Below are 14,281 nucleotides of genomic sequence, written 5' to 3'. Positions count from 1 at the left end.
AGCGATTAGAGTTGAATGACGGGATTGGACTTGGCCAGCGCGTCAAAAGCCATCAGATCGCGCACAACCTCTTCAAACCGGTTGAGCGGGATCATGTTCGGACCGTCAGAAGGCGCATTGTCCGGATCCGGGTGGGTCTCCATGAAGACGCCTGCAATGCCCAGAGAGACCGCTGCGCGCGCCAGATGCGGTGCGAACTGACGCTGCCCGCCGGAAGAGCCGCCCTGACCGCCGGGTTGCTGTACGGCGTGGGTGGCGTCCATGACGACAGGCGCGCCGGTCTGCTTCATGATCGGGAAGCTGCGCATGTCCACCACCAGCGTATTATAGCCAAAGCTGGCGCCGCGTTCGGTGGCGATCACATTGGGGTTCCCGGCCCCGGTGAGTTTGCCGATCACATTGGGTATGTCCCACGGCGCCAGGAACTGGCCCTTTTTGACATTGATCACCTTGCCGGTTTCCGCAGCGGCGATCAGCAGATCGGTCTGGCGGCAGAGAAAGGCCGGAATCTGAAGGATATCTGCAGCTTCGGCGACGATGGCGCACTGTTCCGCCGTGTGAATGTCAGTCAGCAGCGGCAGGCCGCTGGTCTCACGGATTTCATTAAAGACCTCCAGAGACGCTGACAGACCCAAACCGCGCTTGCCGGACAGGCTGGTGCGGTTCGCTTTGTCAAAAGAGGTCTTGTAAACAAGGCCCGCGCCTGTGCGATCCGCGATCTCCTTGAGCGCCATCGAAACCTCAAGGCCATGCTCGCGGCTTTCAAGCTGGCAAGGCCCCGCGATAATGGTGAGCGGCTTCTCATTGCCCATTTCCAGCACGCCGCCTTTGGGCAGCGGAATTTCGACGACGGCGTTCGGATTCATGAGAAACGCTTCTCCACTTGGCGCTAGGACAGACGGCTATGTGTCAGCCCCTGATCCAGAGGATATAAAACACCGTATAGCCAGACACCATACTTCGTCCCAGAACGCGTGCATTGCAAACCCATGACTGATTTGAAAAAGCCTGTAATTGTTTGGTTCCGTCAAGATCTTAGACTGGCAGATAATCCTGCCCTGCAAGCCGCGGCCGCGACGGGCGCGCCTGTTCTGCCCGTGTATATCCTCGATGATGACGCGCCTGGCGCATGGAAGCCTGGCGGCGCGAGCCGGTGGTGGCTGCATCATTCGCTCGCGTCGCTGGCTCGCGATATCGAGCAATTGGGCGGGCGATTGATTTTTCAGCAGGGGCCGGCACAGGCCTGCCTCGACGCGCTGATTGAAGATACGGGCGCAGGAGCGGTGTTCTGGAATCGCCAGTATGAGCCCTGGGCGCGCAAGCGCGATGAAGCCATCAAGTCAGCGCTGAACGAGGCAGGCGTGAAAGCGCGCTCGTTTAACGGTTCGCTGATTGTAGAGCCTTGGGAGATCGCGACGAAAGCCGGTGCGCCCTATAAGGTGTTCACGCCTTTCTGGCGGTCCCTGAAAGCGGGACATACGCCGTCTGAACCGACCGCTCGCCCTGACGCGCTGACGTTCCACGACCATCAAGACGGTTGCACGCTGGAGGCGTTAAAACTCTTGCCGACCAAGCCTGACTGGTCAGGCGGGCTCAAGGATAACTGGACGCCTGGCGAGGCGGCGGCCCATGGGCGGCTGGGTCAATTTCTCCAGCATGGCGTCACTGAATACTCAGATCGCCGGAACTTGCCGGCGGAACATGGCACTTCGAAACTGTCGCCGCATCTGCATTTCGGCGAAATCAGTCCGCGCCAGGTCTGGCACGCGGTCAAACGCTCGGCTCACGCTCAAGCAGAGGGCGCTGACACCTATCTGAGTGAGATTGCCTGGCGTGAGTTCAGCTATAACCTCCTTTATCATTTCCCCGACCTGCCCGAGGCGAACTTCCAGTCAAAATTTGACGGATTTGAATGGACGGGCCAGGCGAAGGATCTGGAAGCCTGGCGTCGAGGGCGCACAGGATATCCGATTGTGGATGCCGGCATGCGCGAGCTTTGGGCGACCGGCTGGATGCACAATCGCGTCCGCATGATCGTCGCCAGCTTCCTGATCAAGGACCTGATGATCAACTGGCGCGAAGGCGAAGCCTGGTTCTGGGACACTTTGGTTGACGCAGACCTGTCGAGCAATTCTGCTTCTTGGCAATGGACAGCCGGGTCCGGCGCGGACGCAGCCCCTTATTTTCGGGTCTTCAACCCCGTTGGGCAGTCAGAAAAGTTTGATCCAGATGGTGAGTATCTTCGTAGGTGGTTACCAGAGCTGACGAATTTACCGAACAAGGCGATTCACGCCCCCTGGACGGCGGATCAGTCGGTGTTGAAAAAAGCTGGCGTCCACTTGGGTGAAACCTATCCCGAGCCGATCGTCGACCATGGTGAAGCGCGCAAACGCGCGCTCGCCGCCTTTGAAAAGATCAAGGACTCCGCATGAGCCCGATTACGCCTTTGCATTCCCGTCCCTTGCGCGTCGCTGTGATCGGCGCGGGCGTATCCGGTCTCGGCGCGGCCTGGGCGTTGCGCAATGTCCACGACGTCACGGTGTTTGAAAAGCGAGAGCGGCTGGGCGGTCACGCCAATACTGTGCGTATCGATTATGACGGCGCGGAAATCGACGTGGACACGGGCTTCATCGTCTTCAATCCGCTCAACTATCCCAATCTGATTGCGCTGTTCGCCCATCTTGGCGTGGATAGCTATCGCACCGATATGAGCTTTGGATTCAGCCTGGACCGGACGTTTGAGTGGTCGTCAAACGGGCTCAAGGGCCTCTTCGCCGACCCCTCCAACCTGTTTAACCTGAGCTATCTGCGCATGCTGCGCGACATCTTGAAGTTCAACAAAGCCGCACAGAAAGATCTCGAGGCCGGCGGCCTTGAGGGCTTGAGCCTGGGTCAATATCTCGATCGTCTCGAACTGGGCGACGCGTTTCGTACGCAATACCTGCTGCCGATGGGCGCTGCGATCTGGTCCACGTCCGAAGCGGGCATGTCGGATTATCCGGCTGAAACCTTTATTCGTTTCTTCAAGAACCATCGCCTGATGCACGCCAGTCGGCCGAAATGGAATACGGTGAAAGGCGGCAGCCGCACCTATGTCAAAAAGCTGGAAGCGGATCTATTGGCCGCGGGCGTTGATTTTCAATCGCAGGCGAGCTCCGTCAATCGCACATCAGAGGGCGTGACGATTGAGGACGAAAACGGTGAGACGCATCAATTCGACGAAGTGATCCTCGCCTGCCATTCCGATCAGGCTTTGGCCTTGCTGAAAGATGCGGATGAGGACGAGCGTCAGCTTCTGGGCGCAATCCGGTATGGCGCCAACGAAGCGGTTCTGCATTGCGATACGAGCCTTACGCCAGCTCGCAAGGGCGCTCAGGCGGCCTGGACCTATCTGCGCGAAGGCGGAGCCGATGCAGCAGTCACCTATGATATGAACCGTTTGCAGGGCATTCGGTCCGACAGGCCGCTCTTTGTGACGCTGAACCCGGTTCGCCAACCCCGACCGGAGACCGTATTCGGCCGGTATCAGTACGACCATCCGCAATTCAATGCGCCCGCTCTCGCCGCGCAGCGGATCTTCAATTCCATCCAAGGCGTGCGCAACACCTGGTTCGCGGGCGCCTGGCTGGGCTACGGGTTTCATGAAGATGGATTGCGCGCCGGTCTGCGCGTAGCGTTGCGGCTGGGCGGTCAAATCCCGTGGACCTTCGCAGAGGGTGACGTGGATGGCGGGGCTTGGTCGAGACCCGCTGAGCCGTCTCGTCTGAAAGCTCAAGTCGCGGCTGAATAAGATGACTTGCGACACTCAACCTGCGGGCAGTCTGTACGTCGGCAAGACGGTACATGAACGCCGCGCACCGTTTCTACACCGGTTCAGCTATCGGCTCGGCTCAATCCTTCTGGACCTGGATCAGCTCGATGCGGCGGATCGCCTCAGCGCGTTCTTCTCGGTTGGACGGTTCAACCTTTACAGTTTTTATCCCAAGGATGTCGGGCCGCGCGACGGCAATGATCTATCGTCATGGGCGCGTAACTTGTTTGCGACATCCGGAGTTGAACTGGATGCGCAGGACCGACTGTCCCTGCTCTGCGCCCCGCGCGTGCTGGGCTATCAGTTCAATCCTCTCTCGATCTATTTCGCCCATGACGGCGACGGCCGACTGAAAGGCCTGATCTACGAAGTCCACAATACTTTCGGCGACAGCCATTGTTATGTGGCGAAGTCCAGTGAAGGGTCCCGACAAACCCATGACGCCGAGAAAATCTTTCACGTCTCCCCCTTCTTTGATCTGGGCGGACGCTATGAGTTCACGCTGCGCGAACCTGACGATACCTTCCATCTGACCATCTTCAAACAGCGTGAAGACGGGCCGGATTTTCTGGCGACCATGGCCATGAAGCGCGCGTCGTTAAACACCGCTCAGCTCGCGCGGTTGTTCCTCACCCAACCGTTTTCGAGCTTGAAAACTATCCTCGCCATCCATTGGGAGGCTTTGCGGCTCTGGATCAAGGGCGCGGTCTATCACAAGCGCAATCCTTCACCCGCAGATGCGTCTTTGGCGCACCCCGTATCCCGTTCCTCGCGCGCCGGATTTGGCGCCGAGCAGGATTAATTGTAAACTTGGCGTTACACGCAAATGCGTAACCGACGGAGCCGCCAATGACCGACTTCGCCGCTAGCCCGCTGGTGCGGGCTGACTCTCCGGCTGTGATCGACCGCCTTCAGGGCGTGCCGCGGGGGGTGCGTTTAACCCTGCGCATGCTGTTGAAACTCAAGGTCGGAACACTGACTGTCGTGCTGCCTGACAGCCGAGCCGTCAAGTTTGAAGGCCAACGTGAAGGCCCCGACGCCGTGATTGAACTGGCCAATTATGCTGTCGTTCGAAAAGTGATTTCGGGCGGCGATGTCGGCTTTGCGGAAAGTTATATGGATGGGGATTGGACGACGCCGGATCTTGCGGCTGTCCTGACCGTGTTTTCCGCCAATCTCGACGAAATGGCGAATATCACCCGCGGCGGACCGATCACGCGCTTCTTCCACTGGCTGTATCATTTGCGGCGCGCCAATACGAAAAGCCAGGCGCGCAAGAACATCGAAGCGCATTACGATCTGGGCAACAGTTTTTACGAGCTGTGGCTGGACGAAACGATGACCTATTCGTCGGCCCGGTTCACCGACGGGCTCACATCTCTGAAAGATGCACAGACCGAGAAATACGCCGCCCTCGCCCGGTCCATGGACTTGCAGGCGGATCATGAGGTCCTGGAAATCGGCTGTGGCTGGGGCGGGTTCGCGGAATACGCCGCCGGAACGGTTGGCGCGAGCGTCACCTGCCTGACCCTGTCGCCTGCACAGCGCGATTACGCTCTGACGCGGATTGAGCGTTTGGGGCTGACTGACAAGGTGACGATCAAACTGCAAGATTACCGTGACGAGACGGGCGTTTATGACCGGGTGGCCTCGATCGAGATGTTTGAGGCTGTCGGACAGGAATTCTGGCCCAGCTTTTTCGATAAGGTGTCTGCGGTTCTCAAGCCGGGCGGGAAAGCCGGCCTTCAGATCATCACCATTCGCGACGACCTGTTTGAGACATACTCAAAACGCGCAGACTTCATCCAGCGTTACATTTTCCCCGGCGGCATGATGCCGAGCGTGGAAAAGCTGGAAGCCTGTTTTGAAACGGCGAAGCTTGAGCTGGTTAAAACCGATCAGTTCGGTCTCGACTATGCGGACACCCTGAAACTCTGGAAAGAGCGGTTCGACGACGCCTGGCCCAGCATTGAACCCATGGGGTTTGACGATCGGTTCAAATGCATGTGGGATTTCTACCTCGCCTATTGCGAGGCGGGGTTTCGAACCGGGCGCATTGATGTGGGCCAGTTCACAATTCGCCGCGCCTGATAAGACACGAAAAAGCCCGCATCATGCGGGCTTTTTTTCTTCCGGCGGCTTGTCCCAGCCCGTCTGTTTGCGAACCAGGGCGATGTGCCAGTCTCGCGGCAACGCATAGATCAGTTTCAAGATCCAGGTGAAGCGTTTTGGGAAGGTGATCTCGAAGCCGGTGCGGTTCATCCCTTTGCAAATGCGTTTGGCCGCAGTTTCCGCGCTGACCATGAAGGGTTTGGGGAAGGCGTTGTCATCCTGAGCCGGGGTGTCCACGAATCCGGGCGTGACGCACTGAACCTTCACCCCATAGCGATAAAGCTCAATGGCGAGCCCTTCCGCCATGTTCAAAAGCCCTGCTTTTGTGGCCCCATAGGCGGTCGCAGTGGGCATGCCGCCAAACGCCGTGGCGGATGAGACGATCACCAGCTGACCTTTGCCGCGCTCACAAAAGCGCGGGGTCAGCGCGCAGACACATGCGGCCGCGCCCTTCAGGTTCACATCAAATGTCTTGGCGTAATCCTCAAATCGCGGGTGTTCCGCCTCGATTGAGATGTAGACGCCGGCGTTCAGGATCGCTCTGACGATTGGACCGTGATCAGACTCAATTTGAGCGACCGTTGTAGCAACGGCGCGATCATCACTGATATCTACGGGATAGGCGAAGACCTTGCCGGGGTGGCGTCGCGCCAGCGCATCGAGCTTGTCTTTGCTTCTGGCCGAAATCGCCACGCGCCAGCCTTCCTTGACCAGATCGGCCAGCAAGGCTTCACCGATCCCGGAGCTGGCGCCAGTGAGCCAGCACAGCCCGTCAACGGGCGTCGGAATTACAGGCGTTTTCATGTCCAGTCCTCACTCGGCGATGCCGATGCGTTTGAAAAAACGTTGGCTGTCTGCGGCGATCGCATCGGTTTTCTCATCCGTCATCCGATCCAGAGTTTTGTAGATCATGGACAAACGGTGATTGCCCTTCAGGCGTGCCCGATTTTCAATCAGGAAGTTCCAATACAAATAGTTGAATGGACAAGCCTTGGGCCCATTTTTCTTGGTCACTGCATAGCTGCAGGATTTGCAGCTATCACTCATCTTGTTGATATAGCTTCCCGATGCGGCGTACGGCTTGGTCGCCATCAAGCCGCCATCGGCATAAAGCGCCATGCCATGGGTGTTGGGCGCTTCCACCCATTCATACGCGTCTGCGTAAACGGCGAGATACCAGTCATTGACCGCCTTGGGATCAATCCCGGCCAGCAAGGCGAAGTTTCCCGTCACCATCAGCCGCTGAATATGATGCGCGTAGGCGTGTTTGCGGGTCGTGGTGACGACGTCGCGCACGCATGCCATATCAGTGTCGGCCGTCCAGTAGAAGTCCGGCAAAGGCCGTCTGGCCTCAAGCGCATTGCGCTCAAGATAGTCCGGCATGAACCGCCAATAGATACCACGCACATATTCACGCCAGCCCAGAATTTGCCGGATGAAGCCTTCCACGGCGTTCAGCGGCGCATCACCGCTTTCATACGCGGCCTCCGCCTTTCTGCAGACTTTGAGCGGATCAAGAAGGCCGATATTGAGATAGAGCGCGATGACCGAGTGAAACAGGAATGCGTGCTCCAGCTTCATCGCATCTTGATAGTCTCCGAAATTGGGCAGGCCGTTGTGTAGGAACCAATCCAGTTGCGCGTCCGCGTCTTCGGCGGTGACTGCGTAGCCAAAGGGTTCAAGGTCACCGAATTGATCAGGAAACTGCTCCGCGACAAGATCGATCACCTGCCGGGTCATCGCATCGGGTTCGACCCAGGCGCGGTCGGGAGGGGTCAGGTCAGCGGGCAGTGATTTGCGATTGTCCTGGTCAAAATTCCATTGATCCCCAGTCGGCTTGTCTCCCTCCATCAAGATGCCGGTCTCCCGTCGCATCTCGCGATAGAAATACTCCATGGTCAGGCGCTTGCGCCCGTCCGCCCAGGCGTCAAACCGGTCCAGCGAGCAGATGAAGCGATCATCGCGGCGGATCTGAACCGGCAGATCGAACGTGTCAGACCAGCGCTCCATATCCGTCTTCAATCGATACTCGCCCGGCGCGGTCAGGACGAGTTTATCGAAAGCTTTTGTCTCAAGCGCCCGCTTCACCTCAGATTTCAAAGCGCCGGTGTTGTCGGCGTCATCAAGCCTCACATAGCGCACGGCCTTCCCGCCCCCTTCCAGGCTGGAGGCGAAATGGCGCATGGCGGAGAAGATGAAGGCGATTTTTTTGGCGTGATGAGGGACGTAAGACGCTTCTTCAGCGACTTCCGCCATCAAGATCAGATCGCCATCGCTGTAATCAGCAAGGCTGGAGATGGAGGCGCTGAGCTGATCGCCAAGAACAAGTCTGAGTGCTGACATCAGCCCCTCAACGGGTCAGCGCGGCGTTCATAGCGAATGGTCTGGCCCCTGGCTTCGAACTGACAGCCGGCCCAGCGGCCATTTTCATCATACCAGAGGTCCACGGTCAGTTCGCTGGAGAGCCGATAGCGATGAGCGGTAATGCGCGCGCCATCGGCCGCCAGCATTTCCTCGCCCAGATAATCCACCGTCACATCCAGCTCGCTGCCATGTTCGGTGTTCAAAATGTCGTATGCGCCGGTGCGATAGCCGCGCCAGTGCGAGCTGGGCAGCACCGAGAGCGGAAATTCGAGGGCAATTGCGCCCATATCCGGCGTTTCGCCCTCCACATCCAGCCCGTCTTGGGTGGACTGAGCCTCCACACGATAGGTCTCGCCATCTTTGAGAGTCTCAGCGTTCAGCCCAATCAGCTGGCCTTCACGCCAGCGTTCCGTGGACTGGTGCTCATAACGAAAGACGGTGATCGGCCCCAAACCGGCGCGAAGCTCGATGTCGACGGATACCAGCAAATCGCCGCCGTCTTGCTCGAAATGGACCGCGTGCGTGCCCATGCGTTTATCGCCATCGCGATAGACGTCAAAGACAATGCTCTCGCCTGGGTTCGGCGAAGGGGTGATCGAAGGCGCGTTATCAGCAAAGCCCCATGCAGGGCTCGATAGCACAGCGCCTGCGCTCAAGGTCGTCATGATCAGTCTCAGCATGGTGAAGACTCCAGACAAAGGATCAGGATCGGTCCCAGCCTAGCATGCGGCTGGCCAGAGAAATGACCGGGTGGGTGAATTGTAAACGCCCCATTTCAACAGACAGACAAACACAAGGCCCGTCCGCATGCGCGCGCGGGTTGTGGGTCAGGGACGGATCAGCATGGCAGACATCGCCCGCGCGATAGTCGGCATGTCCATCATTGAAACCGCCTTGAAGCACCAAAGTCAGCTCTTCAGCCTGGTGGGTGTGTTCAGCGACGCCGCGTCCCGAGGGAAGGCTGAGAAGGCGCACATGGACGCCGTCTTCTTCCAAAGTCTCAAGCGGCATCTCCTGAAACCCGCCCATCTTGTTCATCCAGATAGGATGCGGGTGATCGCTCAATACGCGCTTGAGGGTGTCGGGGAGGTCCAAATTCAATTGATCTGACAGGCGCCGGCGAGGCGTGACAGCCGCGGGCGGCAGGCCGCCCAACTTCTGAGACAAAGCCTCAAACGCGCCGACACTCATGGCCACCGGCTCAGTGTCTTCAAGAAATCCGCCCATGACGTGCTCAGCCTGATGCAGCAGGGCGCTGGCGCTCGCATTCATCTCTGCGTGGCAAGCGGCGAGCACCTGCACCGCTTTGGGCGCTGCGCCGCTGGCCACATCCACCATCCATGCTGCGTCAAGCGTATGCATTTCAGTTACTCCGACTGTTCGTATCTTCTTACGCAAACGCGACGAAAACGGATCACGCCTGCGTTAAGGCGCGCCCCTTTGATTGCAGCGATCTCAGACAGCTCCTAACTTGGCGATCAGAATGCTGAAAAGAGGCTCGCCATGACCCCCCGCCCCGCCCGCTCCGTCATTGATCTCATCGGCGATACGCCGCTGCTTCGTCTGAACAAGGTGTCGGACGAAACCGGATGTGAAATCCTGGGCAAGGCCGAGTTCCTCAATCCGGGCGGTTCGGTGAAGGACCGCGCGGCTCTTGGCATCATTCGCGAAGCGGAAGCCAGCGGCGCGCTCAAGCCGGGCGGGACGATCGTGGAAGGCACCGCTGGCAATACAGGTATCGGCCTGGCCATGGTCGGACGCGCTTTGGGCTACAAGGTGGTGATTGTGTTTCCGCGCACCCAGTCACGAGAAAAGGCCGACGCTATCCGACTGATGGGCGCTCAGCTGATCGAAGTGGATGCGGTCCCCTACTCCAACCCCAACCATTACGCGCGCTATTCAGGCACGTTGGCGGAAGAGCTGAACGCGACTGAACCCCATGGGGCGATCTGGGCGAACCAGTTTGACAACACCGCCAACCGCCGCGCCCACGCCCAGACCACGGGCCCTGAAATCTGGGAGCAAACCGGCGGCAAGGTGGACGCCTTTGTCGCTGCTGTCGGGTCCGGCGGCACGATCGCCGGCGTATCAGATGCGCTCAAAGCCAAGAATGACGCCATCAAGATCGCTCTGGCGGACCCTGGCGGCGCGGCGCTGTACGGCTATTACGCCCATGGCGAGCTGAAAGCAGAAGGCAATTCAATCACCGAAGGCATCGGGCAAAGCCGCATCACCGCCAATCTTGAGGGCGCTCAAATCGATGAGGCCTTCCGCATTCCTGATGAGGAAGCGCTGGCAATTCTCTATGATCTCGTGATGGAAGAAGGCCTGTGCCTGGGCGGCTCAGCCGGCGTGAATATCGCCGGCGCGGTCCGTCTGGCGCGCAAGATGGGGCCAGGTCACACCATCACGACCATTTTGTGTGATCATGGCTCTCGCTATCAGTCCAAGCTCTACAATCCCGACTTCCTGCGTGAAAAAGGCCTGCCGACCCCGCCTTGGCTCGACTAGGCCGATCGATCAGCGCACGGGCGGCGCGTAAAGCAGACCGCCCTGGTTCCATTGGGCGTTCAGTCCCCGCTCTAGCTGAAGCGGGGACGCCTCACCCAGGTTACGTTCGAACAGCTCGCCATAATGGCCACCCGCAGCGATAGCGCGACGAGCAAAGTCTTCATCAACACCTAGGCTTGAGGCGATATCTTCATCTAAACCCAGAAGTCTGCGAACTTCCGGGCGGTTTGAGATTTGGCCCGGCTCTGACAGCTGGCTTTGCGTCACACCGTATTCTTCGGCCGCAATCAGCGCCATCAGCACCCATTCCACCGCCATTTCGAATTGAGGGTCGCCCGCTTTCACCACCGGGGTCAGCGGTTCCTTGGAGATGACGTCGGGCAAGACCATGTGCCGGTCGGGTTCTGTCAGGCTGCGTCTGAAGCCGGCCAGGCGTGAAACATCACTGGTGAACGCATCGCAGTCACCCGCCTCGTACGCGAGGCGCGCGTCCGCGACGGTTTCAACGGACACCGTGGTGAAATTCAGACCGTAGCGTTCTGAATAATCGTCGAGATTGAGCGCGCTGGTCGTTTCCGGCTGCACGCAGATGCGCGCGCCGCTCAATTCCTGCGCCGAAGTCAGGCCCAGATCGGCTGGGGTCAGAAAACCTTGCCCGTCATAATAATAGACGCCGGTGAAACGCACCGTTTGAGTCGCGGCGCGCGACAAGGTCCAGCTGGTGTTGCGCAACAGGATGTCCACATCACCATTCCGCAAGGATTGAAACCGATCGAGCGTTGTCGTCGGGAGAAACTGAGTGCGGTCGGGATCGCCGAGAAACGCGGCGGCGTAGGCGCGACAGAGATCGACCTCGAACCCGCTCCAGACGCCGTTTTCGTCCGTTTCCGCGAAGCCTGTCAGGCCTGTATCAACGCCGCATCTGAGCACGCCGCGGTTCTGTATGTCGGCCATGTGAGAGCGGGACGCCGCCACATCGCTCTGAGAAACCGCGAAGCCCAATGCAAACGCGGTCGCCCCTTTTGCGAGGCGCCGCGGGTCCATCAGGTCGAACAAAGACGCTGGCGTCATCGGTCCAACCGCCTTACATGCTGAAAACAATACCTCAGGTGTAACGAAGAGAAGGGAGCGCGTCGACATGAAACGCGACACCCGACTGATCCATTCCGGTCAGCCCCGCCGCAGCGACGATCTGGTCAACCCGCCGATCGAGCGCGCCTCGACCGTTGTCGCGCCGTCAACCGCCGAGCTTTACAACCCCACACCGCCGCGGCGTCATTACGGGCGTGGGGGCCTGAGCCCCAATACCGAATTGCGTGATGCGATCGCTGAGCTGTATGAAGCGGACCATGTGGCGCTGGCGCAATCGGGGCTAGCGAGCGTGATCCTGGCGCTTCGCACGGCCTTGCCCGATCAGCCTTCGGGCCTGCAGGCGTTGATCACCGATTCCGCTTACGGTCCTGTGCGGCGCTTTTGCGATGAGGAATTGCCGCGTTATGGCGTGACGCCTGTGTATTACGACCCGCGTATCGGCGCGGACATCGCGCGCTTGCTCGAACAGCCCACCGCGGTCGTGTTGCTTGAAGCGCCCGGATCGTTGACGTTCGAAGTGCAAGACATCGCCGCCATCGCCGACGCAGCCCGAGACGCCGGCGCCGCCAGCGTCATCGACGATACCTGGAGCGCGGGCCTGCTGATGAACCCGCTGGAATTGGGTGTGGATTATGCAGCTCAGGCGCTGACCAAATATGTCGGCGGGCATTCTGACTTCCTGATGGGCGCGGTTGCGGCGCGCGGGGACGCGGCGGCGCGCCTGAAAAACAAGGATGTCTTGTTCGGCGGCCATGTCTCGCCCGATGACGCCTATCTGTGCTTGCGCGGCCTGCGCACCCTGTCCTTGCGGATCGAACGTTCCGGCGCGTCAGGACTGGCTCTCGCCCGCCAGCTTGAAGCGCACCCCAAGGTCTCGCGGGTCTTGCATCCGGGTCTTGAGAGCCATCCCGACCATGCCTTGTTCAACCGCCAGTTCAGCGGCTCTTCAGGCTGCTTCGCCTTTGTGTTGGATGGCGTGGATGCGCGGGCGGGCGAAGCGATCGCAGAAGCCTTGCATCTGTTTCGGCTGGGTTTCAGCTGGGGCGGATATGAGAGCCTGATCCTGCCGTGCGATCGCCAGATTCGCCGCACCGCCGTGCCCTGGACAGCCGAAGACGCCTTACTGCGCCTGTCAGTGGGACTTGAGGATGTGGACGACCTTTGGGCGGATCTGGCTCAGGCTTTGAGCTGAAACCAGACCCGCCGTAAAGGCGTCTAACCGTGCACTTCGAGGAGCGGCACGCGAGAGGCGCGCAAGGCCGGGAAGAACCCGCCCAGCAAGCCCACCAGCAGGGCCAGGACGACCCCGCTCACCACCGCTGCGGGCGTCACGGCGAACGAGAACACTACTTGTGTGAAGCTGCCGCCAAGGGTGGATGCGCTGACGCCGTCAAAGACGAAATAGGTGATCACGGCGCCCACAAGGCCGCCGATGAAGGCGAGCATCAGCGACTCCACTAGCGTTCCCACAAAGGCGGCGAAGCCTGAGAATCCCAATGTGCGCAAGGTGGCGATCTCGCGAATGCGCGAATCCACCGAGGCGTACATGGCGTTCCAGGCGCCCGCGAGCGCGCCGACCGCCATGATGATCGCCAACGGCCAGCCCAGATACATGATCAGATTGGACAGACCGCCTGCAGACTGGGCGAAGAAGTCTTTTTCCGTCTCCACATCGAGATCGAGCCGCGGCTCGTCCTCAACATATTGACGCAGCGCTTGAAGACCGCCCTCACCGTCCAGTTCAACCCGGATCGACTGATAGCTCGCCCCGCGTTGATAGAGGTTCTGGACGGTGCCGATATCGGCCCAGATCTCAGAATCAAAGACCGAACCGCCCGTCGAGAAAATGCCGACAATGCGCCATTCATTGGGTCCCATGCGGATGGTGCTGTCCAAGTCGAAACCTGAGAACTCCCGAATGACCCCTTCGCCCACAACGATCTCGTTGGAGCCTTCAGCGAACATGCGGCCTTGAACGATCTGGAAGTTTTCCCGCAGGCGCGGCGCAGCGTCGTCCACACCCCGCAATGACAGGCTGGCGTCATTGCCGGTCGAGCGTTTGGTCGCGTCGGTGATGACATAGAGCTCGGCCGACAAGATGGCGTTTCCGTCCACATCCCGCGCCACGCCGGGGGCGGTTTCGATCAGGCGTACCGTATCCCGGCCAAAGCCGGAATTAAGCTCGGCCTGAGAGCCGGACCGCAAAAGTACGGCGATGTTTTCCGATCCAGTCCCGCTGACCGTGGCGCGAAAGCCGTTGGCCATGGCGAGAAAACCCAGAAGCACGCCCACCACCAACGCGATGGACAGAATGGTCGCCAGCGACATGCCCCAGCGTTGCGGGATGGAGCGCAGATTGATCGAGGTGACCGCAAGAATTTGCGAGATCAT

The 14,281-nt window shown here is 59.5% G+C and carries 13 protein-coding genes; 6 read left to right on the top strand and 7 right to left on the bottom strand.

Annotated features, from left to right (window positions below):
- Positions 1-5 precede the first annotated feature (5 nt).
- Positions 6-866, bottom strand: a complete 861-nt coding sequence (gene kdsA / locus ACQ66J_RS14295) for a 3-deoxy-8-phosphooctulonate synthase (RefSeq protein ID WP_430432151.1) — start codon at positions 864-866, stop codon at positions 6-8.
- A gap of 123 nt (positions 867-989) precedes the next feature.
- Here kdsA and ACQ66J_RS14290 point away from each other — a divergent pair, with 123 nt between their 5' ends.
- From ACQ66J_RS14290 to ACQ66J_RS14275, 4 genes are read left to right on the top strand one after another with little or no spacing between them, the layout of a single operon-like run.
- Positions 990-2,432: a cryptochrome/photolyase family protein gene (locus ACQ66J_RS14290; protein WP_430432150.1), complete on the top strand. Its 1,443-nt coding sequence runs from the start codon at positions 990-992 to the stop codon at positions 2,430-2,432.
- Complete coding sequence (locus ACQ66J_RS14285; protein ID WP_430432149.1) at positions 2,429-3,790, top strand: NAD(P)/FAD-dependent oxidoreductase; 1,362 nt, start codon at positions 2,429-2,431, stop codon at positions 3,788-3,790. Before ACQ66J_RS14290 ends, ACQ66J_RS14285 begins: the two co-directional genes overlap by 4 nt.
- A 1-nt stretch (position 3,791) precedes the next feature.
- Complete coding sequence (locus ACQ66J_RS14280) at positions 3,792-4,613, top strand: DUF1365 domain-containing protein (RefSeq protein WP_430432148.1); 822 nt, start codon at positions 3,792-3,794, stop codon at positions 4,611-4,613.
- 47 nt (positions 4,614-4,660) lie between these two features.
- Entirely contained in the window at positions 4,661-5,902 is a 1,242-nt protein-coding gene (locus ACQ66J_RS14275) for a class I SAM-dependent methyltransferase (protein WP_430432147.1), read from the top strand.
- Between the two features lie 21 nt (positions 5,903-5,923).
- Here the strand turns inward: ACQ66J_RS14275 and ACQ66J_RS14270 are convergent, their stop codons facing one another.
- The 4 genes from ACQ66J_RS14270 to ACQ66J_RS14255 are packed head-to-tail and all read right to left on the bottom strand — an operon-like array spanning position 5,924 to position 9,649.
- On the bottom strand, positions 5,924-6,727 hold the full coding sequence (locus tag ACQ66J_RS14270; RefSeq protein WP_430432146.1) for an SDR family NAD(P)-dependent oxidoreductase: 804 nt from the start codon (positions 6,725-6,727) through the stop codon (positions 5,924-5,926).
- 9 nt (positions 6,728-6,736) lie between these two features.
- Positions 6,737-8,266 carry a cryptochrome/photolyase family protein gene (locus tag ACQ66J_RS14265; protein WP_430432145.1) on the bottom strand — a complete coding sequence of 510 codons (1,530 nt, stop codon included), beginning with the start codon at positions 8,264-8,266 and terminating at the stop codon, positions 6,737-6,739.
- A complete protein-coding gene (locus ACQ66J_RS14260) occupies positions 8,266-8,967 on the bottom strand; it encodes a DUF6134 family protein (RefSeq protein ID WP_430432144.1) in 702 nt (233 codons plus the stop codon). The genes ACQ66J_RS14265 and ACQ66J_RS14260 overlap by 1 nt, the downstream gene beginning before the upstream one ends.
- 22 nt (positions 8,968-8,989) lie before the next feature.
- A complete protein-coding gene (locus ACQ66J_RS14255; protein WP_430432143.1) occupies positions 8,990-9,649 on the bottom strand; it encodes a cupin domain-containing protein in 660 nt (219 codons plus the stop codon).
- A gap of 141 nt (positions 9,650-9,790) precedes the next feature.
- On the opposite strand from ACQ66J_RS14255, the gene ACQ66J_RS14250 reads away from it, so the two are divergent.
- Positions 9,791-10,798 (top strand): cysteine synthase A, encoded by a 1,008-nt coding sequence (locus ACQ66J_RS14250; RefSeq protein ID WP_430432142.1) that lies wholly within the window; start codon positions 9,791-9,793, stop codon positions 10,796-10,798.
- Between the two features lie 9 nt (positions 10,799-10,807).
- Here ACQ66J_RS14250 and ACQ66J_RS14245 read toward each other — a convergent pair whose 3' ends face one another.
- Entirely contained in the window at positions 10,808-11,869 is a 1,062-nt protein-coding gene (locus ACQ66J_RS14245) for an amino acid ABC transporter substrate-binding protein (protein ID WP_430432141.1), read from the bottom strand.
- Positions 11,870-11,936: 67 nt separating this feature from the next.
- On the opposite strand from ACQ66J_RS14245, the gene metC reads away from it, so the two are divergent.
- Positions 11,937-13,082, top strand: coding sequence for a cystathionine beta-lyase (gene metC, locus ACQ66J_RS14240; protein ID WP_430432140.1), 1,146 nt, complete (start codon positions 11,937-11,939; stop codon positions 13,080-13,082).
- A gap of 23 nt (positions 13,083-13,105) precedes the next feature.
- Here the strand turns inward: metC and ACQ66J_RS14235 are convergent, their stop codons facing one another.
- Positions 13,106-14,281, bottom strand: a complete 1,176-nt coding sequence (locus ACQ66J_RS14235) for an ABC transporter permease (protein WP_430432139.1) — start codon at positions 14,279-14,281, stop codon at positions 13,106-13,108.

This window comes from Oceanicaulis sp. (assembly GCF_965284345.1).
Taxonomy (GTDB): domain Bacteria; phylum Pseudomonadota; class Alphaproteobacteria; order Caulobacterales; family Maricaulaceae; genus Oceanicaulis; species Oceanicaulis alexandrii_A.
The sequence above is the reverse complement of the archived record's forward strand: the minus strand, read 5'-3'. Positions and strand labels throughout refer to the sequence as shown.

Coding starts and splice junctions, on each gene's coding strand:
- ACQ66J_RS14275 (WP_430432147.1), top strand. CDS start 4,661: ATGACCGACTTCGCCGCTAGCCCGCTGGTGCGGGCTGACTCTCCGGCT.
- ACQ66J_RS14265 (WP_430432145.1), bottom strand. CDS start 8,266: ATGTCAGCACTCAGACTTGTTCTTGGCGATCAGCTCAGCGCCTCCATC.
- ACQ66J_RS14290 (WP_430432150.1), top strand. CDS start 990: ATGACTGATTTGAAAAAGCCTGTAATTGTTTGGTTCCGTCAAGATCTT.
- ACQ66J_RS14270 (WP_430432146.1), bottom strand. CDS start 6,727: ATGAAAACGCCTGTAATTCCGACGCCCGTTGACGGGCTGTGCTGGCTC.
- ACQ66J_RS14245 (WP_430432141.1), bottom strand. CDS start 11,869: ATGACGCCAGCGTCTTTGTTCGACCTGATGGACCCGCGGCGCCTCGCA.
- ACQ66J_RS14235 (WP_430432139.1), bottom strand. CDS start 14,281: ATGATCTCGCAAATTCTTGCGGTCACCTCGATCAATCTGCGCTCCATC.
- ACQ66J_RS14255 (WP_430432143.1), bottom strand. CDS start 9,649: ATGCATACGCTTGACGCAGCATGGATGGTGGATGTGGCCAGCGGCGCA.
- metC (WP_430432140.1), top strand. CDS start 11,937: ATGAAACGCGACACCCGACTGATCCATTCCGGTCAGCCCCGCCGCAGC.
- ACQ66J_RS14285 (WP_430432149.1), top strand. CDS start 2,429: ATGAGCCCGATTACGCCTTTGCATTCCCGTCCCTTGCGCGTCGCTGTG.
- ACQ66J_RS14260 (WP_430432144.1), bottom strand. CDS start 8,967: ATGCTGAGACTGATCATGACGACCTTGAGCGCAGGCGCTGTGCTATCG.
- ACQ66J_RS14280 (WP_430432148.1), top strand. CDS start 3,792: ATGACTTGCGACACTCAACCTGCGGGCAGTCTGTACGTCGGCAAGACG.
- kdsA (WP_430432151.1), bottom strand. CDS start 866: ATGAATCCGAACGCCGTCGTCGAAATTCCGCTGCCCAAAGGCGGCGTG.
- ACQ66J_RS14250 (WP_430432142.1), top strand. CDS start 9,791: ATGACCCCCCGCCCCGCCCGCTCCGTCATTGATCTCATCGGCGATACG.